19 protein-coding genes are annotated in these 20588 nt (G+C 45.4%); 13 read left to right on the forward strand and 6 right to left on the reverse strand.

The window, feature by feature from the left end:
* Nucleotides 1-57: 57 nt before the first annotated feature.
* Both J6I44_RS05675 and greA read right to left on the reverse strand, forming a co-directional pair.
* The gene (locus tag J6I44_RS05675) at nt 58-1416 is read right to left on the reverse strand and encodes a UDP-glucose dehydrogenase family protein (protein ID WP_265765038.1); all 1359 of its coding nucleotides are present in this window, start codon (nt 1414-1416) and stop codon (nt 58-60) included.
* The gene (greA, locus tag J6I44_RS05680; RefSeq protein ID WP_265765039.1) at nt 1417-1887 is read right to left on the reverse strand and encodes a transcription elongation factor GreA; all 471 of its coding nucleotides are present in this window, start codon (nt 1885-1887) and stop codon (nt 1417-1419) included.
* A 329-nt stretch (nt 1888-2216) separates the two neighbouring features.
* On the opposite strand from greA, the gene J6I44_RS05685 reads away from it, so the two are divergent.
* The 7 genes from J6I44_RS05685 (at nt 2217) to J6I44_RS05715 (ending at nt 7814) form a co-directional block, all read left to right on the forward strand.
* Nucleotides 2217-2744 (forward strand): RNA polymerase sigma factor, encoded by a 528-nt coding sequence (locus J6I44_RS05685; RefSeq protein WP_265765040.1) that lies wholly within the window; start codon nt 2217-2219, stop codon nt 2742-2744.
* A 9-nt stretch (nt 2745-2753) separates the two neighbouring features.
* On the forward strand, nt 2754-4034 hold the full coding sequence (locus J6I44_RS05690) for an outer membrane beta-barrel protein (RefSeq protein WP_265765041.1): 1281 nt from the start codon (nt 2754-2756) through the stop codon (nt 4032-4034).
* A 58-nt stretch (nt 4035-4092) separates the two neighbouring features.
* Nucleotides 4093-5013 (forward strand): hypothetical protein, encoded by a 921-nt coding sequence (locus J6I44_RS05695; RefSeq protein ID WP_265765042.1) that lies wholly within the window; start codon nt 4093-4095, stop codon nt 5011-5013.
* Between the two features lie 75 nt (nt 5014-5088).
* Complete coding sequence (locus J6I44_RS05700) at nt 5089-5535, forward strand: c-type cytochrome domain-containing protein (RefSeq protein ID WP_265765043.1); 447 nt, start codon at nt 5089-5091, stop codon at nt 5533-5535.
* A 13-nt stretch (nt 5536-5548) separates the two neighbouring features.
* Nucleotides 5549-6136 carry a YceI family protein gene (locus tag J6I44_RS05705; RefSeq protein WP_265765044.1) on the forward strand — a complete coding sequence of 196 codons (588 nt, stop codon included), beginning with the start codon at nt 5549-5551 and terminating at the stop codon, nt 6134-6136.
* A 152-nt stretch (nt 6137-6288) separates the two neighbouring features.
* Nucleotides 6289-7134, forward strand: coding sequence for a DUF5777 family beta-barrel protein (locus tag J6I44_RS05710; protein ID WP_265765045.1), 846 nt, complete (start codon nt 6289-6291; stop codon nt 7132-7134).
* Between the two features lie 152 nt (nt 7135-7286).
* The gene (locus tag J6I44_RS05715; RefSeq protein WP_265765046.1) at nt 7287-7814 is read left to right on the forward strand and encodes an RNA methyltransferase; all 528 of its coding nucleotides are present in this window, start codon (nt 7287-7289) and stop codon (nt 7812-7814) included.
* 234 nt (nt 7815-8048) lie between these two features.
* On the opposite strand, the gene J6I44_RS05720 is transcribed toward J6I44_RS05715, so the two are convergent.
* Entirely contained in the window at nt 8049-8990 is a 942-nt protein-coding gene (locus J6I44_RS05720; RefSeq protein ID WP_265765047.1) for a Gfo/Idh/MocA family protein, read from the reverse strand.
* 195 nt (nt 8991-9185) lie between these two features.
* The gene (locus J6I44_RS05725; RefSeq protein WP_265765048.1) at nt 9186-9689 is read right to left on the reverse strand and encodes a DUF4920 domain-containing protein; all 504 of its coding nucleotides are present in this window, start codon (nt 9687-9689) and stop codon (nt 9186-9188) included.
* A gap of 170 nt (nt 9690-9859) precedes the next feature.
* Here J6I44_RS05725 and J6I44_RS05730 point away from each other — a divergent pair, with 170 nt between their 5' ends.
* Nucleotides 9860-10969, forward strand: a complete 1110-nt coding sequence (locus tag J6I44_RS05730; protein WP_265765049.1) for a glycoside hydrolase family 43 protein — start codon at nt 9860-9862, stop codon at nt 10967-10969.
* Nucleotides 10970-11627: 658 nt separating this feature from the next.
* On the opposite strand, the gene J6I44_RS05735 is transcribed toward J6I44_RS05730, so the two are convergent.
* Nucleotides 11628-12275 carry an SDR family oxidoreductase gene (locus J6I44_RS05735; RefSeq protein ID WP_265765050.1) on the reverse strand — a complete coding sequence of 216 codons (648 nt, stop codon included), beginning with the start codon at nt 12273-12275 and terminating at the stop codon, nt 11628-11630.
* Between the two features lie 205 nt (nt 12276-12480).
* Nucleotides 12481-13533: an NAD(P)-dependent alcohol dehydrogenase gene (locus J6I44_RS05740; protein ID WP_265765051.1), complete on the reverse strand. Its 1053-nt coding sequence runs from the start codon at nt 13531-13533 to the stop codon at nt 12481-12483.
* A 616-nt stretch (nt 13534-14149) separates the two neighbouring features.
* On the opposite strand from J6I44_RS05740, the gene metG reads away from it, so the two are divergent.
* From metG to accB, 5 genes are all read left to right on the forward strand, one after another.
* A complete protein-coding gene (metG, locus tag J6I44_RS05745; protein ID WP_265765052.1) occupies nt 14150-16180 on the forward strand; it encodes a methionine--tRNA ligase in 2031 nt (676 codons plus the stop codon).
* 115 nt (nt 16181-16295) lie between these two features.
* Nucleotides 16296-17642 carry a sodium-dependent transporter gene (locus J6I44_RS05750; RefSeq protein ID WP_265765053.1) on the forward strand — a complete coding sequence of 449 codons (1347 nt, stop codon included), beginning with the start codon at nt 16296-16298 and terminating at the stop codon, nt 17640-17642.
* A 132-nt stretch (nt 17643-17774) separates the two neighbouring features.
* The gene (locus J6I44_RS05755) at nt 17775-19133 is read left to right on the forward strand and encodes a sodium-dependent transporter (protein WP_265765054.1); all 1359 of its coding nucleotides are present in this window, start codon (nt 17775-17777) and stop codon (nt 19131-19133) included.
* A 368-nt stretch (nt 19134-19501) separates the two neighbouring features.
* Nucleotides 19502-20077 carry an elongation factor P gene (gene efp / locus J6I44_RS05760; RefSeq protein ID WP_265765055.1) on the forward strand — a complete coding sequence of 192 codons (576 nt, stop codon included), beginning with the start codon at nt 19502-19504 and terminating at the stop codon, nt 20075-20077.
* Nucleotides 20078-20086: 9 nt separating this feature from the next.
* Nucleotides 20087-20581 carry an acetyl-CoA carboxylase biotin carboxyl carrier protein gene (accB, locus tag J6I44_RS05765; RefSeq protein WP_265765056.1) on the forward strand — a complete coding sequence of 165 codons (495 nt, stop codon included), beginning with the start codon at nt 20087-20089 and terminating at the stop codon, nt 20579-20581.
* Nucleotides 20582-20588 lie beyond the last annotated feature (7 nt).

Below are 20588 nucleotides of genomic sequence, written 5' to 3' on the forward strand. Positions count from 1 at the left end.
ATTGGGATATAAGGGTATCAATTCCATAACTTATATCCTTATTTCCTTTTTAAACACCTATTCCGCAGCTTTTGCCTTAAGTTCAGGGACATTCACTGCTGGTCGCCCCACACTGATATAAGTAATACCGGCTTTACGGGCCCGATCCAGATCATACAGATTCCGGCCGTCAAAAATTACAGGCTGTTTCATGTGGTCCTGAAACCGGTCAACCGTTGGACGACGAAACTCATTCCACTCGGTACAAATAATGAGGGCATCAATATCTTCGAGGGCATCCTGTTGGTCATGCACAAACTCCATCTTATCCAGTACCGCCTGACTGGTGGCCTGCCGGAAGGTACCAATAGCTTCGGGGTCGTAACCAATGAGCTTAGCACCCCGCTTAACCAACTCCTCTGCAATATACAGAGCCGGGGCTTCCCGGATGTCATCGGTTTCCGGCTTAAAGCTCAGCCCCCACATACCGAACGTTTTGCCTTCAAAATCGTCGGTGCCATAATACTTCTCCATCTTGTCGACGATGGACACTTTCTGGGCTTCATTCACTTTCATGACCGAATCCAAGATTTTAAAATCATATCCATTCTGACCGGCGGTATAGTGGATGGCCTGCACGTCTTTGGGAAAGCAACTGCCCCCGTAGCCAATACCGGCAAACAGGAACCGCTTGCCGATGCGAGAGTCGGTTCCAACCCCGCGGCGCACATTGTCTACATTAGCCCCAACCCGCTCGCAAATATTGGCGATTTCGTTCATAAACGTAATCTTGGTAGCCAGCATAGCATTGGCGGCATACTTGGTCAGCTCTGAGCTACGCCGATCCATCACGATGATAGGATTGCCCGAACGTACAAAGGGCTCATAAAGAGTCGTCATAATTTCAGCAGCACGCTCAGATTCGGTACCAATCACCACCCGCTCAGGATACATAAAATCGTCTACGGCAGCCCCTTCGCGCAAAAATTCCGGGTTAGAGACCACATCAAAGAGCTGCTCGTCGGCGTTATCCGCTACGGCCTCATGAACCCGATCCCCCGTACCTACCGGCACGGTAGATTTGTTGACGATCACTGTGTAGTCCTCAAGCAGTGAACCGAGTTGGCCGGCAACCTTCATAACGGCGGACAAATCCGCCTGCCCATCGCCACCGGGTGGCGTGGGTAAACACAAAAAAACAATATCAGCTTCTTTCACGGCCTTCTTCATCTTCGTGGTAAATGTGAGCCGTCCCTCACGAATGCCCCGGGAAAAGATAGCCTCTAATCCCGGCTCATATATCGGCACCTCTCCGTCGCGGAGCTGTTCAACTTTTTGCTCATCAATGTCTACACAGGTTACATAATTTCCTGAATCGGCAAAACAGGTACCACTTACCAAGCCTACATACCCGGTGCCTATGACTGCTATCTTCATTTATCGCTCAATGTTTTTGACTTCAAGTTTTAATTTACCGGCCGGCACTTCCACTTCTACAATTTCATCTTTTTCTGAGCCCAGTATAGCTTTACCTATGGGAGATTCCACCGAAATTTTATTCTCTTTAAAGTTGGCTTCGTCTTTAGAAACCAAGGTGTATTTTACTTCTTTATCTACATTGTGATTATAGATCGTGACGGTAGAAAGTAAGTACGCTTTATCCGTATTGACATCTTCTTCATCCAGAATACGGGCGTTAGCCAGGGCATTTTCCAGTTCAGCGATTCGTTTTTCAAGCATTCCCTGTGCTTCTTTTGCGGCGTCATATTCCGCATTTTCACTTAAATCGCCTTTGGCCCGGGCTTCTGCAATTTCTTCTGCAATTTCCTTACGTCCCCGGCCTTTTAAATCTTTAAGCTCTGCCTCTAGCTTTTCAAATCCTTCACGTGATAAATAATTCTTTTCCACGACATTCACAGCTTTAATTCGAAATATATTTAGCCTATAAAATAACAAATGCCAGCGTTAGGCTGACATTGCTTTATATTTACCTAAAATAGCATGATTATCGTTCTGTTACCAAATATAAATTTGTTTTCCCACTTCGATCAAACCTAAGGAAAACTCTATTTGGAAATGAGTTCCTGCATACGCTAAGAAGGTACTGATCAAGGATTAGCAGAAAATAAAATTTATTCGAAACTATAAGCAACCATTTGGTGAAAAGTCTTGTATAGTTATATAGAAGGGAAATGTTCCAACTGTGATAAATTATTATTTAGGAAACAGATACAGCTTTGATTCAGAAAATTATTGAGGGGTGCCGTAACAGGCAAAGGGAAAGTCAAAAAGAGCTTTATCAAATGTTTTATGCCTATGGCATGAGCATCACACTACGCTATGCCGAATCCCGAGAACAGGCCGTAGCAATTTTAAACGACGCGTTTATGAAAGTTTTCACCAACATAAGCACTTTTGATGATTCTCGGCCCTTTAAACCTTGGTTGCGACAGATCATTGTGAATACGGCCATCAATCATTTTCATCGCAATCAAAATGAACGGCGGTCTGAAGCCTTGGATAAGGTAGAAGATGAACTTAACAGCCGAGAAACGATCATAAGTGGCATTTCCTATGATGAAATTATCGATATGGTACAGCAGCTTTCTCCCGCTTACCGCACGGTCTTTAACCTCTACGTTATTGAAGGATTTAAACACAAGGAAATAGCAAAGATGCTGGACATTTCTATAGGTACGTCCAAGTCTAACCTGTCCAAAGCGAAACGAAATTTGCAGTCTATTTTAGAAAAAAACTTTATTTGATCTCCTATTATGGATTCCCGCAACAACAAAGATCCCATTGAACGCCTCTTCCAGAAGAAGGCAGAAGAATACGATATTTCCTACCAGGAAAAAGACTGGCTCAAGCTTGAAAAACGACTGGACGAGCAGGACCAGATGATTGCTAACCGACGCAAGCGCTGGTTTATTGCCGCCGCCGTGCTCTTGCTTTTTTCATTCCTTGGTTATGCCATTTATCAGAATTCTCAGAAGATAGAACGACTGCATCAGCAACTTCAGGAACAAGAGTTTACCCAGAACTCCCCGAATGATCAATCTAACACTCCATCTACACAGCCCGATGGCGGACAAAGTACTGAGAATAACCGCTCATCATCCCCATCCACTCCTGCCGGTGAGTTGGACCCGGATAGTGATATTGCCTCCACCGAATCCAATAGACACAGCCGTGAGGAAAATCGGGGACAATCCTTCCAATCAGCTGATTTTATTGTTTCTGCGGATGCCGTTCAAAAGACCGCTTATGACCTACCCTGTGGCGACTGCCAATTGGGAGACATGGCCGAGCTACAGCCATCTTCTCCTTCAACTGCTCTCAACCAAGGCCAAGTAACGGGCACGTCGCCCTCTCCTTACTTAACAGCAGTAGAAAAGGGAAACCAGGAAGAATCTACCGCCCGTACTCAAACAGCGCTTAGTGATCCCTCATGGGCTAACAGGTCGAAGCTTTCTGTAGGATTTTTAGCCGGACCAGATCTAAGCACGGCCGGTTCGCTCTCTGATTTTCATTCTCCGGGTTATAGTTTGGGTCTTAACATCGCATACCGGCTGAGCCCAAATTTTAGCATACAGGCGGGTTTCATACGTTCGGTCAGCAGGTACGTTGCCGGAAGCAATGATTACCACCCTCCCCAAAGTTTCTTAGGATATGGTGATTCCCCCCTTAAAACCATAGCAGAATGTGCCATCATTGATATCCCTTTAAGCATAAAATATGACTGGGCCCACTTTGATCAATCAAGGATCTTTGCTACGGCCGGGGTCAGCTCCTATATCATGCTCAGCGAGGACTATAAATTTGAATATGCTTCGGCGGGTAATGACCAGGCCAAAGGCTGGTATGGTAAAACCGGGACCCGACACTGGAGCAGCAACATCAATCTGTCTATAGGCTATGAATATGACCTTAATAATCGATTCAGCCTGCGCGTGGAGCCGTTCCTGAAGCTCCCCATACGAGAGGTGGGCTGGGGCAATGTAAAGCTGTATTCCCTGGGTAGCTTTATCTCCTTCAACTACAATCTCTACTAATCCTGAATAACATGAGTGCATGCTACATCCATAATATTAAGCCCTAACTCATACTGCCATGACTATCCGTAACATAAAATATTTCTGGTTTGCAAGAACAACCGCTTTTTTCGTCCTCGTTGCCGCTATAGGCGCCGGATGTGGAGACAATAGCACAGATCCCGATCCCTCAGGCGAATTTGATGTACAGGTTTCCTCCACTTCTTCTCACGGTGACATACTGACCGATGGTGAAGGAAACGCACTATACGTGTTTACCCTCGATGTCAAGGGGGAAAGTCTGTGCGAAGGAGACTGTGTTGCCAGCTGGCCGGTTTTCCATACAGAAAACCCACAGCTTGGAGAGGGACTTGACGCACAAAATTTTGGCACCATCACCCGATCGGACGGCAGCAGCCAAACGACCTTTGCAGGATGGCCCCTGTATTACTTTTCGGGTGACGGGCAGCCCGGCTCCATCAATGGTGATGGGGTTAATAATGTATGGTATGTGGTTAAGCCTGACTATTCGCTGATGATGGCTTCGCAGCAACTGGTCGGCGAAGATGGAGTTAATTATCGGGTCGATGACAGCGGAAGCTATGTAGAAGGTGATGAAATGACCAATCATATTGTAGATATCCAGGGAAGAACGCTCTACACTTTCGTTAACGATTCTGCCAATACTAATAATTTTACGGCGGAAGATTTTAGCAATAACGGAGTATGGCCTATTGTTGAAATGGAGCTTGATAATATCCCCAGTAACCTTGATGCCTCACACTTCAGTACTATCGATGTCTATGGACGCCAACAGCTCACCTACAAAGGCTGGCCGCTCTACTACTTCGGACAAGATGAGATGCAACGCGGAAATACCAGGGGTGTTAGCTTCCCCCAGCCAGGAATATGGCCTGTAGTACAAATCGGTATGGAAGCCGCCCCCGGCTACAACTCTGACAATAATAATAATGACGATACCAATGATCCCGACTACTAAAGAGGCTTTGTAAAAGGTCTCTGAAATAACCTCAACAACAAAATACATACAGCCATGATTAAAACACCTGCAGATATGAATATACGAAACCTTATTGGTGTACTTTTATGCTCCTTTGGACTACTGATGGCAGGTTGCGGCGGCAGCAGTACGGGACCTGGCAATGGTGGTAATGGAAATGGCAACGGTAATGGGAATGGTAACGGTGAGCCCACCGAACCGACCTTTTCCAATGTACAACAAATATTAACCTCCAGTTGTGGCGGCAGTGGCTGCCATATCGGGAACCGGGAAAGTGGAGTAAGACTCGACAGCTATGCCAATGTCTCGGAAAGCGAGGGCACGCAGTACGGCGGACTTATTGTTGTGGCAGGAGAGCCGGATAATAGTCCCATTATCGATAAGATATCTAACAGTTCTCCTGAATTTGGAGAACGTATGCCCAAAGACGGATCTCCCCTGTCAAGTGACGATATAAATTTGATTCGCGACTGGATTGCTGACGGTGCTCCCAATAATTAAGTAATGTTATCTTATGGATACTAGAGCGCTACCCCACAGATGGGTAACTATTTTTCTCGCAGCAGGACTGTGTTTCCTTGGGATGGCCAAAGAAAGCCTCTCACAGTCTTTCATGACCAAAAGCGGCCACGTAGAATTTGATTCCTCAGTGCCGCTACATTCCTTTACAGGCGTTTCTGATCAGCTTGTTGGTAAAATAAGCTTAGCCGACTCGACGGTAGATTTTTACGTGGATATGCATACCATTAAAACCGGCATCAGCAAGCGCGATGAAGATATGCTGGAGACCCTGGAGGCCGAAGAATATCCCTTTGCGGAATTTTTCGGAAAGGTTACCTCCCCTTTTGATCCCAATCGCTCAGATCCACAGAAAGTAACGATTGAAGGAAAGTTTAGTGTTCACGGGGTAACGAATCCTCTTTCCATCGAAGGAACGCTACAGAAGAACGGGAAGGAGCTTGAAGCAACTGCTTCATGGACACTGGACATGAGCGACTATAAAATTAAGCCGCCGGGTATCCTGTTCTACCGGGTCAGCGAAGAAGTCGATATTTCCATCACAGCATCATTACCTGCGAGGGATCAAATTGATGATGATTAAATCGCATTTGTTATAAATGTGGATGCCTAAAACAGCCGGGGCAGCCATGTAGGCCGGATTGTTAATCCGGTTGGACGGGTTGGCAACCCGTCCTACAGTAACCATCATTAAGATGGAACAAAGAAAATCAAACAACTATAAGTCGTTAAGATATGCGAACTACCAAAATCATTCTTTTATATATCCTATTTCAATTGTCAACAGTGGGCATTGTGCAAGCTCAAATGGAACGTCAGCGAGCTGAGTCCAACCCAACTATTGACGACGCTTTCTGGACCCCAACGCTGGTCACTCAGGCCACAACTGAACATCTGGCGGCCCGCAATCTTAATGTCACCATTATGCACAGTTTCGGCATTGCCACAGAAAATCCTATACGCAATTTCTTTGGATTTGATCTCGTCCAGAATGTTCGATTGGGACTTGACTTCGGCCTTACTGATCGATGGTCGGCCGGTATCGGGCGCTCTTCCCAGCTGAATGTGGTCGACCTGCGAACCAAATACGCCTTACTGCAACAAAATACGTCCGACTCAAAGCCGGTGAGCATTTCCCTGAAGGGCGGAGTAGGTGTGGTTACACAGGAAAACAGGCGATCCTTCGAGGATGACCTTAGCACGATGGTATCCGCTATCATATCCCGTAAATTCAGTGACGCCTTCAGCCTGCAGCTTTCTCCCATGTATGGGCATTTTAACCGCTATGAAGATATCGGCAGTACTGATCTTTTTTCTGTTGGAGTTGCCACCTCACTACATCTATCAAAGAGGTTCGCCCTGATGGCCGAATATTACCCGGTACTGGGCGATCGACCGGCAGGCACAAAAAATGCTTTTTCAATGGGTTTGAATATTGAAACCGGGGGACATGTTTTTCAACTCTTTTTTACCTCTACCGACTGGCATCTCGAGCAATACGTTATGGCTGATAATACAGAACAGTTTTGGGCCGGCGACTTCCGTTTTGGGTTTAACGTTAATCGCATATTTGGACTTTAATGATAACCTTAAATGTTGATTGTTAAAGGTAATCCGTTTTTAAAAACCTGAAACTTTCAACCTGTAACGTTCAATGCGATTACCATTATCCTCCAGCAGTTTATATCTTTGGTTCCATTTAAGAAGTAACCCATACCGAATCAACCCTGTCTATGGATAAGTTAAGTACCAAAGAAATCCTACAACAGAATTTAGCACGCAGTACGCCGGGCGCCTTAGACAATGTAACCATTTTGCTTCACAATGTGCGGAGCATGCACAACGTTGGTGCGGCTTTTCGCAGTGCCGATGCCTTTGGGATCCGTAAAATATTGCTATCCGGTTATAGTCCTACCCCACCTCGTCCGGAAATTTCAAAGACCGCCATCGGTGCAGAAAAACACGTGGAGTGGAAATATACTGAAGATCCCACCCAACAGATCAATGCTCTTCATGAAGAAAATTACCGACTTGTTGGACTTGAACAGATGTCTGGAAGCATTTTATTGCCCGACTACCAAATACCAGCAGAAAAAAAGATTTGCCTGGTCTTTGGCAATGAGGTTACCGGCGTGGATGAGGATCTCCTCCCTTATATCGATGATTTCGTCGAAATCCCCCAGTATGGCCACAAGCACTCACTTAATGTTTCCGTAACCGTTGGTGTGGCACTGTATGCATTCCTGGAAAAATATTGGTGATATGATATTTAGGGCTACAATTTTTGCTTTATTGAAGCACATTTTTTGGGCAATGATAAAGCTCTTTATTGCCAACGGTTACTATCCATATCCACGGCCTTCCCTGTCCGGTCTGATATTTTAGCGGCCTCCAGTATTTTCATGACCGTCATATTGTTGGCTAAGGATGACAAATCTGTATCCTTCACTTCTATCTCTCCGCGGATAACCGAAGCAAAATAATGAAATGGGCTGTCAAAGGGTGCCCGGGCGGCTTTCGAGCTTCTTCTTGCTCCTCTTTCCTTTCTCCATATAACGGATATCCCGGTCGTTGTCAGCAAACACATAACCAGTCTGTCCATATACCTGCATATCCTTCCGGCTGTATGGCCAGTTCCAGGAGGCCTGGATAATCCCCTGTGCTTTCGGATAAGTAAGAATAATCGTGGCTTCATCCTCAACCTTAGGATAGGTCTCCGGCTTGATCTGTTGTGTGACGGCCTGAACGGTCACGGGCTCTTCGCCCTTCATCAGCCAGGTTATTAAATTGGCTCCATAGCAGCCAAAATCCATTAGGGCTCCTCCCCCGTTTAATTTGGGGTCCGGTAGCCATTCCAAGAACTCATCACTGACACCGATCTCTTTGGGTCCCTGGTGGCCATCGTGGACTACCATCTTTCTGAGATCTCCAAACCGCTGCTCTTCATGAACCATTTCGTACGCCCGGTGGTTGCTGGAATACCAGCTGGTCTCATAATTGGTCAACAGGTGGATATCGTGTTGATCTGCCAGCGCTTTCATCTTGCGGGCATGATCCCAACTTACCGCCAGCGGTTTCTCGACCATCACATGGATCCCCCTCAGAGCACTGGCCTCCACAACCGACAAGTGGTCATAGACCGGTCCAAAAGCCGTAACGGCCTGAGGTTTTAAGGTGTCCAATGCTTCTTCCAGGTCGGTATAAAAGAGTGTTTCATCGAGATCGTATTGCCTTGCATACCGCTGCTGAAGTTCTTTGTCAGGTTCATAGATCCCGACAATGCTAATGGCATCGCTCTCTTCGCGACCCAAAATCCAGTGTACATGATCGTGGGAAAGTCCCGCTACTACCACTTCTACAGACTCGGTTGACGGGGGCTGACCTTGCGAGTTAATGTTGAAGAACAACAACAGGAAAGCAGAAAGGAAATATTTCATTTATACGGTTTATTGCGTTAGCACATCAAACATGCCTTTTCAAGGTAGCAAATTATAATCGATTCGCAATTCCTTTTCTCCCTCATATGCATAATTTCGTCGCCTCTCCGTAGCAAGTATTTACACAATATCTTTGTAACTGTGGAGGGCATACTTTCCAGGAAATAACAGATCCAAGCATAACTTTTTTTGTCGTTACTTATAGATAAGTACAGAAGTGGCTACCACTGAATATTCTTTTTGTGGTCCCTTTATCTTATCAGGATCATCTCCGCTATCTTTAGCATAGTGCTTTGCCTTCTCCTCAGAAAGTTCTTTAACCTGGAATATTCCATTAAGCTTGACTTTGGATCCAGCGGTATTTGTGGGGATAAAGAAGCCATAATCTTTAAACGTGATACGTGCATGGCGGTCTGTCCCTTCTTTATTCAGAATAAAAAAACACCCCTTCTTTTTACAGACCTGGCTGATTACTCCCTCCGTGGTAATAGCTTGCTCATTAAATGTGCTATCGGCGCTAATTAATTCATCAAGCGATACCACAGACTCACCGGATTCAAAACGATCACCAAACACTCGATAGTCTTCGGTTTGTACAACGGGATCAGAAAGTTGCACATAGTCTTTGACATGTTCCTGCGCCTGTACTGACATGCTGCCAAGGATTACTAAGGCTCCAAGAAGTTGTAAATGCTTCATAGCTATAATATAACTTATGGTTAAATGGTCTTTTGCTAAAGTATGAGCAATTATGATGCTTTACAATATTGTATTTCATGCTCGTTAGTAGCCAAAATTTGTTAAGTGTATTACAAACAATTATTATTAACACAATCCTTTTTATTTAAATAGTCAAATTATCCGTCATTATGTTTAGCCGTAGCTTTATCCCCTTTTGTCGAAGAATTCTCTTGGTCTTTGCCCTCTTGTTCCTGGTGATGTGTTCCAGCAAGCCCAACGAAGAGCAGCAGCTCCAGGAATCAACAGATTCTACCGCTAAAGATCAGATAGTTTCGCAGATCTCCTATACCAATCCACTGATCCTTCAGCGGGCTGACCCTTGGGTTTATCGTCATACGGATGGGTATTACTACTTTATTGCCAGCGTCCCCGAGTTTGACCGACTGGAACTTCGTCGGGCGAAAACCATCGAAGGACTGAAAGAGGCCGAACCCAAGGTGATCTGGCGCAAGCATGAAACCGGTCCAATGGGCGCACATATCTGGGCGCCCGAGCTGCATTATATTGATGGCAAGTGGTACATCTATTTTGCGGCCGGCGGTGCCGAAGACATCTGGAATATCCGGATGTATGTGGTAGAGAATGACTCTAAAAATCCCCTGAACGGTGAATGGGTTGAAAAGGACGAGACCAAGACCAAATGGGATACCTTTTCCCTAGATGCTACCACCTTCGAGCATCAGGGCACGCGCTATATGGTCTGGGCCCAGCATCCCCCGGAATATGACGGAAATACAGCCCTCTATATTGCAGAAATGGAAAACCCCTGGACTATTAAACAGCCCCAGGTAGAGCTCACCCGCCCAGAATATGACTGGGAAGAACAGCTCTTTAAAGTGAACGAAGGAGCTGCAGTCATCAAAAATGACGGCAAGATCTTTATGACTTATTCCGCCAGCGGTACGGATCACAACTATGCGGTTGGCTTGCTTACCGCCGATGTAGATGCCGACCTGCTGGATCCCAAGTCGTGGACCAAAGCCGAAGAGCCGGTCTTTAAATCATCACCGGAAAATGGGATTTATGGTCCTGGCCACAACAGCTTTACCACTACCCCGGATGGTTCAACGGACCTGTTTATCTATCACGCCCGCAGCTACAAGGAGATTGACGGAAATCCATTAAATGATCCTAACCGTCATACACGAGTACAGGTACTACGATGGGCGGAAGATGGCACACCTATTTTTGGCAAGCCGCTGCCCGATAATGTTCCTACCGATTCTACCAAACGGTAGCAACGGTTTAGAATAGCGTGGGGATTTCTTCCCACGCCTGAGGGATGTGCCGTGATCAAAAAGTGGGTATTTTTTTAATCAATATCTATATTCGCCTTTTGCCGTGTCCCGTCCATACGGGGGCATGAACCAAAAGGCTTGTAAAAGATCTAGGCTGAAAAAACTCAGGTATCGGCTTACATCGGTATGTCGGAAAATAATTTAACTTGCTCCGCTTTGCGGAGCTTCAAGCAGCCCCGAAAGATCGGGGTTAAACCTCCATACCGCTTCCAGCCAAGCAGATCCCTGACTTTTCAAGGCCGATGACACCTCTCAATCACTAATTCAATTTATCTAAATATAATTCAATCCCTTCAACAATCCGGCCTAAGGTAAATTTCGCTAATTAAGCGAACGAAGGTGAAGCGTCCAAAATCATTTCCTGTTTGAGGAACGCCAGAGACGAGTTAAATGATTTTAGCAGAACCGGAGAGAGTGTAGCGATAATTTACTCAGCCGGTCGTTTTTTCTAACCACTTTTGTCGACACAAAAGTGGTTAGAAAAAGTAACAATGATGAGGTGTTTAGGAATAATGAAACAAGTGATTTTTGCTATGAGAAAATACTTTTTGCTACCTTTGAGGATGTTTTTTTGAAGGTAATTTAGAAACTAACCGTCTTAAGAAGCTATTTCCCTTACGGCTTCAGTAATCGGCTGCTCGCCGCTGGTTACTTCGAATTCTAATCCTGATGTATCCGGATTGTTAATAACTTCGGCCAAAACTGTTGCCACGTCGGCACGGGGAATTTCACCACGAGGTACTCCCGGCGCTAACCGAACGCGTCCGGTGGCTTCTTCATCGGTCAAACGACCGGGCTTAACAATGGTATAATCCAGTCCGCTGTTGCGGAGGGCGTCATCCGCTTCGGCCTTGGCTTTCAGGTAGGTTTCAAAGACCTCATTCTCATGGCTGATCTCTCCCGTAGTGCCCATCGCACTGATCATCACATATCGATTGATGCCATTCGTCTTGGCCGCATCGATCAATTTAATAGCCCCGTCGCGGTCTACCGTCCATTTGCGGGCGGCTCCACTGCCGGGGCCGGCTCCCGCTGCAAAAATTACCAGGTCCGCCTCTCCAACTGCCTCGGCGATGTTATCCTGTTTCTCAACATCGCAGATAACCGGTTCCGCACCGGCTTTCCTTAGATCCTCAGCTTGCTCCTCTTTGCGAATGAGTCCGCGAACTTGGTGACCTTCTTCTGTTAATATAGGATGCAGCAGCATGGCAATACTACCATGTCCGCCTACGATTGAAATATCCATAGTTTACTAATTTCTTGTTGCTTAAAATTATGAACTTTGAAAATCTGACGAGTATTTCGACTTCACTCCTCCGCCGGTTGGCGGACTCGTTGCGCTCAATCTGACGTCCTCAAAGCTATCGAGGAGCATTGAGCCCCCTATTTAAATTGGGTAAATAATCGCCTACCCATCAGACGACCTGTTTAGCCGTCTAATGGTTATTCAGTTAACTCTTCAAGGAATCCATATCAATAACGAAGCGATACTTAACATCAGAGTTTACAACCCGCTCGTACGCTTCATTGATTTCCCGGATGTCAATCATCTCCACATCACAAGTTATGTCATGCTCTCCGCAGAAGTCAAGCATCTCCTGTGTTTCTTTGATACCCCCAATCACGGATCCAGCCACCCGCTTACGTCCCATGATCAGTCCGCCGCCGTGAAACTCGTCCAAAGGTTCAATAGCACCTACAAGTACCATGGTCGCATCGAGTCCCAGTAGCTGAATATACGGATCAATATCATGGCCAACGGGAATTGTATTGAGCAGGAAGTCAAACGATCCGGCATGTTCTTGCATCTGTTGTTCATCCGTAGAAATCAGCACTTTATCAGCACCCAAACGTTTAGCATCGTCTGCTTTTTCCGGAGAGCGGGTAATCATGACTACTTCAGCCCCCAGCGCATCTGCAAATTTTACGCCCATGTGCCCCAGGCCGCCGAGTCCTATAACCCCGACCTTATCCCCTTCGCCAACATCCCAGTGCTTGAGTGGAGACCACGTTGTAATGCCGGCACATAACAGCGGCGCTGTAGCTTTGGTATCAATATTTTCAGGGATGCTTAGAACAAACTCTTTGTCAACGACGATCTTTTCGGAGTATCCGCCGTAGGTATGTCCGCCCAAGTGCTCATCCGGACCGTTATAAGTCATGACGGCTCCATTTTCGCAATACTGTTCCAGATCATTTTCACAAGCGGGGCAAGTTTGACAGGAATCCACCATACAACCTACACCCACGAGATCACCTTCACTGAAATTCGAAACATCGTCTCCCACTCCGGTGACGCGCCCTACAATTTCATGTCCGGGAACAACCGGATATTGGGAATTCTTCCAGTCATTTCTTACTTGGTGGATATCACTATGACAGACCCCACAATATTCTATTTCAATTTGCACATCATCGGCGGTGAGGTTACGCCGTTTGATATCAAATGGTTTTAGATCGGCATCGGATGATTGTGCTGCATATGCATTAACATTTGTTGCCATGGTTGTAATAAACTTTGTTGTTATGAATTTTGTAATAATGAAGTTGTTCAACAATTGAGGGCATCACTTCATTCCTGATTTTTTGATGCAATTTTAGAAGCTACCATAGAACAATATTAGAGTTATAGCTATTAATCAGCCTAGATAAATATATGGCATATAAATTCTGAGAAGAAGCTATAGGACGCCAAAGAATCTTTCCTGCAGGATAAACACTCTTTAGCAGATACCATCCATTGAAAGGGTCTTGCCCGCAACCAGAAGTCGTATTCATAATAATCCAAACAGTATTTGTAGAGAGCTTTGCAAAACTATCACATCCCCGACAGTGGTCGGGGGCAGGCTTTGTTATTCCGAACTTGCCGCGTCCCGACCATTCGGGGTTTCGGAATATCATATACTCTTGGGAAGTCTTTTGAAGGAGATCCTGAAATGAATTCAGGATGACAAACCCAGTTTTGCAAAGTCCTCTTGTAATCTAAATCATTCACCTGATTTTCAGTGGAGTTGTTCCTAAAATCAAAAGTATTCTTAATATCTCAAAGCATTTTTGTCATTTTAGGAAGGATACACTTATTTTCGAGCATCTCTTATTAAACCTGAATGTAATTGTCACATGTCAAAACGCACCCTTGTTACTTCTGCATTGCCTTACGCTAACGGCCCGATACACTTAGGTCACCTGGCGGGAGCTTATCTCCCCTCCGACCTTTACGTTCGCTACAAAAGGATGACCGAGGAGGACATTATCCATATTTGTGGTTCTGACGAGCATGGCGTTCCTATTACTATTGCCGCCGAAAAGGAAGGCGTCGACCCTCAGGATATCGTTGATCGTTTTCACACACGCAACAAGCAGGCGTTCAAAGATTTTGGCATTAACTTTGATTACTACGGTCGCACAAGCTCAACTGTGCATCACCAGACCTCCCAGGAATTTTTTACGAAGCTGTATGAGGATGGTGTATTCGTGCAGAAGACGGAAGAGCAGCTCTACGATCCCAAGGCGGAAATGTTTTTGCCCGATCGCTATGTCAAGGGAACGTGCCCAAATTGCGGGTATGAAGAAGCCTATGGCGATCAGTGTGAAAACTGTGGAACATCACTCTCTCCCACCGAGCTTATTGATCCCAAGAGTGCTATCACCGGTGACACACCCGAGACCCGCAAGACGAAGCATTGGTACTTGCCGCTGGGCGACTTTCAACAGAAGTTGGAAGACTGGCTTGACACCCGTGAAAATTGGAAACCGAATGTAGCTGGTCAGGTAAAAAGCTGGCTCAATGATGGACTCGCTGACCGTGCTGTTACTCGCGATTTAACCTGGGGGGTGCCCGTACCCCTTGAGGAGGCTGATGGCAAAGTGCTTTATGTCTGGTTTGATGCCCCTATTGGATATATCTCTGCAACGAAGGAATGGGCACAACAAGAAGGCGATCCGGATTTATGGAAAACCTACTGGCAGGATGAAGAAACGGACCTCATCCATTTTATAGGTAAAGACAATATTGTCTTCCACTGCATCATGTTCCCCGCTACGCTTATGGCCCACGGCGACTACGTACTTCCCAAAAATGTTCCGGCCAATGAATTCTTGAATCTGGAAAGCAAAAAGCTTTCTACTTCTCGTGGCTGGGCTGTTTGGCTGGAGGATTATCTCGAAGATTTTGAGCCGGATCTGCTTCGCTATGTCTTGGGAACGATTTTACCCGAGACCAAGGACTCTGATTTTTCCTGGGAAAATTTCCAGAACAAAGTAAACAGCGAGCTGGCGGATATTCTGGGCAACTTTGTATTCCGAACTACCTCTTTTACGCATAAATACTTCGATGGCAAGGTTCCGTCCTTGACGAATCCCACGGAAAAAGACCAACAGACGCTTGCACAGATTGAACAACAGAAAGAAAAAGTAGCCGAAGCCTACGAGCATTTTAAGCTGCGCGAGGCTATTACCGAGACCATGAACTTAGCACGTATCGGTAATAAATATTTTACAGAAATGGAGCCCTGGCAAAGCCGCAAAAACGATATGGAAACCTGTGGCAACACCTTGCACGTCTGCCTACAGATAACGGCAGCGCTGAGCCACCTCTTTGATCCCATATTACCGGAAAACATGGCGCAACTCAGAAAAGAATTGTCTTTTACGGGATCCATCCGCTGGAAAGATATCGGCGGCTCCATGCTTGACAGTGGCCAGCCTATTCAAAAAGGTGAGATTTTATTCACAAAAATAGAAGACGAACAGGTAGAAGAACAACTGGAAAAGCTAAAAGAACGAACCCAACAACAGGAAGAGATGGACAAACAGTACGAACCGATCAAGGATAACATTGAGTTTGGGGATTTCATGAAGATTGACATCCGGGCGGGCAAAATTACCGAAGCCTCCGCCATTGAAAAGGCAGATAAGCTGCTTAAACTAACCGTCGACGTCGGGTTTGAAAAGCGAACTATTGTATCGGGTATTGCTAATGATTTCTCTCCGGATGAACTTATTGATCAGTCGGTGTGTGTAGTTGTCAACCTGGCTCCCAAAGCATTGATGGGCGTTGAAAGTAATGGCATGATTTTAATGTCGGAAGAAGACGATGGATCTCTGAAGTTTGTGGAAACAGATGCCGAACCCGGGAGTATGGTTTCTTAAGGACTATTTTTCACAAAGTTTTAAAAAATCTTTTTGTAACTGTTCTTTCGTCGTTACATCTTAAGAAAAATACGTTTGTACGATTATTACTTAAATAAATAAAAGGAGTTTATTTTTGTCGGCATCAGCAACTACATCTCGGGGTAACTGGAATTCAAAATTGGGGTTTGTATTGGCAGCAGCGGGTTCGGCTGTGGGCTTAGGCAATATCTGGCGTTTTCCTACAGAGGCTGCATCTAACGGTGGTGGGGCCTTTTTACTTATCTATTTAATCTGTTGTTTCCTCATCGGCTTCCCTGTGATGATGGCTGAAATTAGCATTGGCCGTAAGACCGGAAAGAATCCGGTGGGCGCCTTTAAAGCCTTAAGTTCTAACAAAATTTACCCTCTTATCGGGATGTGGGGTGTTTTGTGTGGTATTTTCATCCTTTCCTTTTACACAGTTGTTGCCGGATGGACCTTCAGCTATGTGTTTGAAGAAGTGTTCTTTGCGGCAGGTATGATTGATTGGGCCAGCTGGGTTGCCGATACCTCCAATGGATGGCTGAATGCGATCTTTTCAATTGCTTTTATGTGCTGTACTATCTCCATCATCCGGGGCGGGGTAAGTGACGGCATAGAAAAAGCCACCAAAACGCTGATGCCTCTCCTCTTCGGTATCCTCTTCCTTTTAATTATATACGTGGTTATGCAGCCGGGCAGTAGTGAAGGTCTGGCCGTCTACCTACAACCCGACTTCTCCAAAATAGATATGCCGCTCATCTTTGCTGCTATGGGGCAGGCATTCTTTTCACTCTCCCTGGGGATGGGCGCTCTTATCACCTATGGCTCGTACCTTAGCCGTGATGAAAACGTTCCCCAAGCTGCAGCACTCGTTACTTTTACGGATACAATGGTGGCCTTTTTAGCAGGTCTATTAATTATTCCCGCCATGTATCTTGCCCAGGCGAATGGTATTGCCATCTTTGAAAATGGGGAATTCATTGCTGGTACAGATCTTATTTTTCAAGTACTCCCCTCCCTCTTCCATGGTATCGGAGGGGTTCTGGGTGCCATTGTCGGGATCACCTTTTTTGTCCTGCTTTCGATGGCAGCACTCACATCAACGATCTCACTGCTTGAAGTGCCGGTCTCCTACGCTATTGATGAGCACCAAATACCCCGCAAAAAAGCAGCCCTTTTTGTTGGAGGCGGCATCCTGCTTATTTCACTTATTATCTCTTTCGACACCAGCCTTATAGGCACTCTTGACTTCATCTTTAGTCAGGTTGGCTTACCTTTGGGCGGCATCCTGATTTGCCTCTTCCTCGGTTATGCCTGGAAAACCGAAAAGGCTTTTGATGAACTTGAGCGAGGAAATCCCAACTTTCGCCAGACCATGATTGGTAAAACCTGGCGGGTATTTGTGATGGTCATCTGCCCCCTCGTTATTCTTTATAATCTGTTAAGCAACTTTTGGTAGCCCACTGTTTCCAGCAAACTGACAGGAACTCAACCCCAGGGCGATTTATAAGTTCCTATAATTTTTTTGGAAAAGTTTTTTATAATAAGTCCAATTATTTGACAGCTCAATCTTTAATCAAAACGCAACTTCTTGGCTAATTCAACTACCACTGCACGGGGCAACTGGAATTCAAAATTAGGCTTTGTTTTGGCAGCGGCAGGTTCTGCAGTTGGACTGGGCAATATCTGGCGGTTTCCGACCGAAGCGGCCTCTAATGGTGGCGGTGCTTTCCTGATTATCTACCTAATCTGCTGTTTCCTGATCGGTTTTCCTGTTATGATGGCTGAAATTACCATCGGACGGAAGACCGGGAAAAATCCTGTCGGTGCTTTCAAAGAATTGGGGTCCAATAGCTTTCATGCCCTTATTGGGATCTGGGCAGTCATATGTGGAGTCATGATCCTTTCGTTCTATACGGTCATTGCCGGATGGACCATCAGTTATGTCTTTGAAGAATTATTTTTTGCAGCCGGAATGACGGGATGGGCTTCCTGGATTTCCGATACCTCGAACGGATGGCTAAATGCCCTCTTCTCTGTTGCATTTATGATTGGTACCATCTCTATCATCCGGGGTGGAGTAAGTGAAGGCATTGAGAAAGCCACTAAAACCCTGATGCCTTTGCTGTTTGGTATCCTTATTCTGTTAATTGGCTATGTAGTGCTACAACCGGGCAGTAGCGAAGGGCTGGCGGTCTACCTGCAACCGGATTTTTCAAAAATAACACCCCAACTTATTTTTGCTGCTATGGGTCAGGCCTTCTTCTCCCTTTCGCTTGGGATGGGTGCCATTATCACCTACGGCTCTTATCTTAGTCCCGATGAAGATATCCCACAAGTTGCAGCCCTGGTGACCGGAATGGATGCGTTAGTAGCTTTTCTTGCCGGACTTCTGATCTTACCCGCCATGTACCTGGCACAGGCCAACGGCATTGCCATTTTTGAAGGCGGCCAGTTGATTGCCGGTCCTGATCTTATTTTCCAGGTGCTTCCCGCGCTTTTTCATGGTATTGGAGGAACATTGGGGGTCATTATTGGAAGTGTATTCTTTATCCTTCTATCGATGGCGGCCCTTACTTCAACAATATCACTCCTTGAAGTGCCGGTATCCTATGCTATCGATGAACACCAAATTCCTCGCAGAAAGGCAGCCATGATAATTGGTCTTGGCATCCTTCTTATTTCGCTTGTCATCTCATTTAAAGTGGGGCTTATTGGAACTTTTGACTTTATTTTTAGTCAAATTGGTCTTCCTTTGGGTGGTATTTTGGTATGTGTATTTTTAGCTTACTCCTGGAAAACATCCAATGCATTTAAAGAGTTGGAGCGAGGTCATGCTAATTTTAGCCAGACTGTAGTTGGTAAATCCTGGAAGGCTTTTGTCATGATTATTTGTCCAGTTGTCATTTTATACAACCTCCTGAATGCCCTGGGATGGTTTAGTTTGTAAACAGTTTAACTATCAATAAATACAAGAGGCTTTTGTAAAACTCGTCGGATCCCGAATCCTCGGGATCGTCCGGCGAAGGGTCTTAAGCGTTATAAACTCGTCCGACCACAAAATCAGTGTTCGGACGAGGAAGTATTTCAAAGGTCCCTATAAATATGCGCAACCATTGTTCAGCACAAAAAAAGTACTTAATGATATTTTCTCAACCCATTTAATGGGCTATTGCACCTAAAACGATTTACCATAATCTCTTTCGAATAGTTTTAAAGCTCCTTTTTAATGGAGCTTAACCCTCAGTATTTAATTCTTGTTATCCTTTAGGTTGCACCGTATTTTTGATCACATAATTTGAAGAATTAAAATCGTTTATGGCAAAAGTTTCTACATCAAATTTCAGAACCGGAATGGTGATAGATCTGGATGGGGAATTATACTCCATTGTTGATTATCAGCATGTAAAGCCCGGAAAAGGTGGTGCGTTTATCCGAACCAAGCTCAAAGGCGTCGTCAACGAAAAAAATATTGAAAAGACCTTTCGGTCAGGCGAAGACGTTATTGAAGTTCGGGTAGAACATCAGCCTCACCAATTTCTCTACCTCGACGGCAATTTGTATTATTTTATGAACCAGGAAACCTTTGTACAGATTCCTGTAGAGGAAGAAAATGTCAACAAGGCTGAATTTGTGGCTGAAGGCCAGGTCTGCAATCTCGCAGTTGATGTAGACAATGAACAGGTACTCTATGCCGAACCCCCGGATCATATTGTTGCCACCGTTGTTGATACCCGCCCCGGTCTTAAAGGAGATACGGCTCAAGGCGGTAGCAAACCTGCAACACTTGAATCGGGAGCCACCGTACAAGTGCCGCTATTCATCAATGAAGGAGAAGAAATAAAGGTTGATACCCGTACTGCCGAATATATTGAACGTGTAACATCAAATTAATTGCATATCATGGATTTAAAAGTTATTGAAAACCTTCTGGAACTTATTGCTGAAAGCGAAGTCAATGAAGTTTCCATCGAAGAAGGAGATTTTAAAATTAAAGTAAAGAAAAAAGCAGAAGCTGAGGAGCAAGCGGTGCCTCAACAAATACCTGTGCAATACCAGGTCCCTGCCCAGCAGGCACAGCCGCAACCCGCTCCACAACAGACGGCACAACCGGCTCAGTCCGAACAGCCATCAGCTACGCAAGAAGCTTCCGATGCCTCATCTGGAAATCAAGTTAAATCTCCTATTGTCGGTACTTTTTACCGTTCACCATCTCCGGACGATGATGCCTTTGTGAAAGTGGGCGACCATGTTGAGAAAGGCCAGACACTCTGTATCGTGGAAGCAATGAAGATTATGAATGAGATTGAATCAGATTACTCTGGTGAAGTCAAAGAAATTCTCGTTGATGACGCTGAACCGGTAGAATACGATCAACCCCTATTTGTCATTGGGTAAAACAGAT

The organism is Fodinibius salsisoli, from assembly GCF_026229185.1.
GTDB lineage: Bacteria > Bacteroidota > Rhodothermia > Balneolales > Balneolaceae > Fodinibius > Fodinibius salsisoli.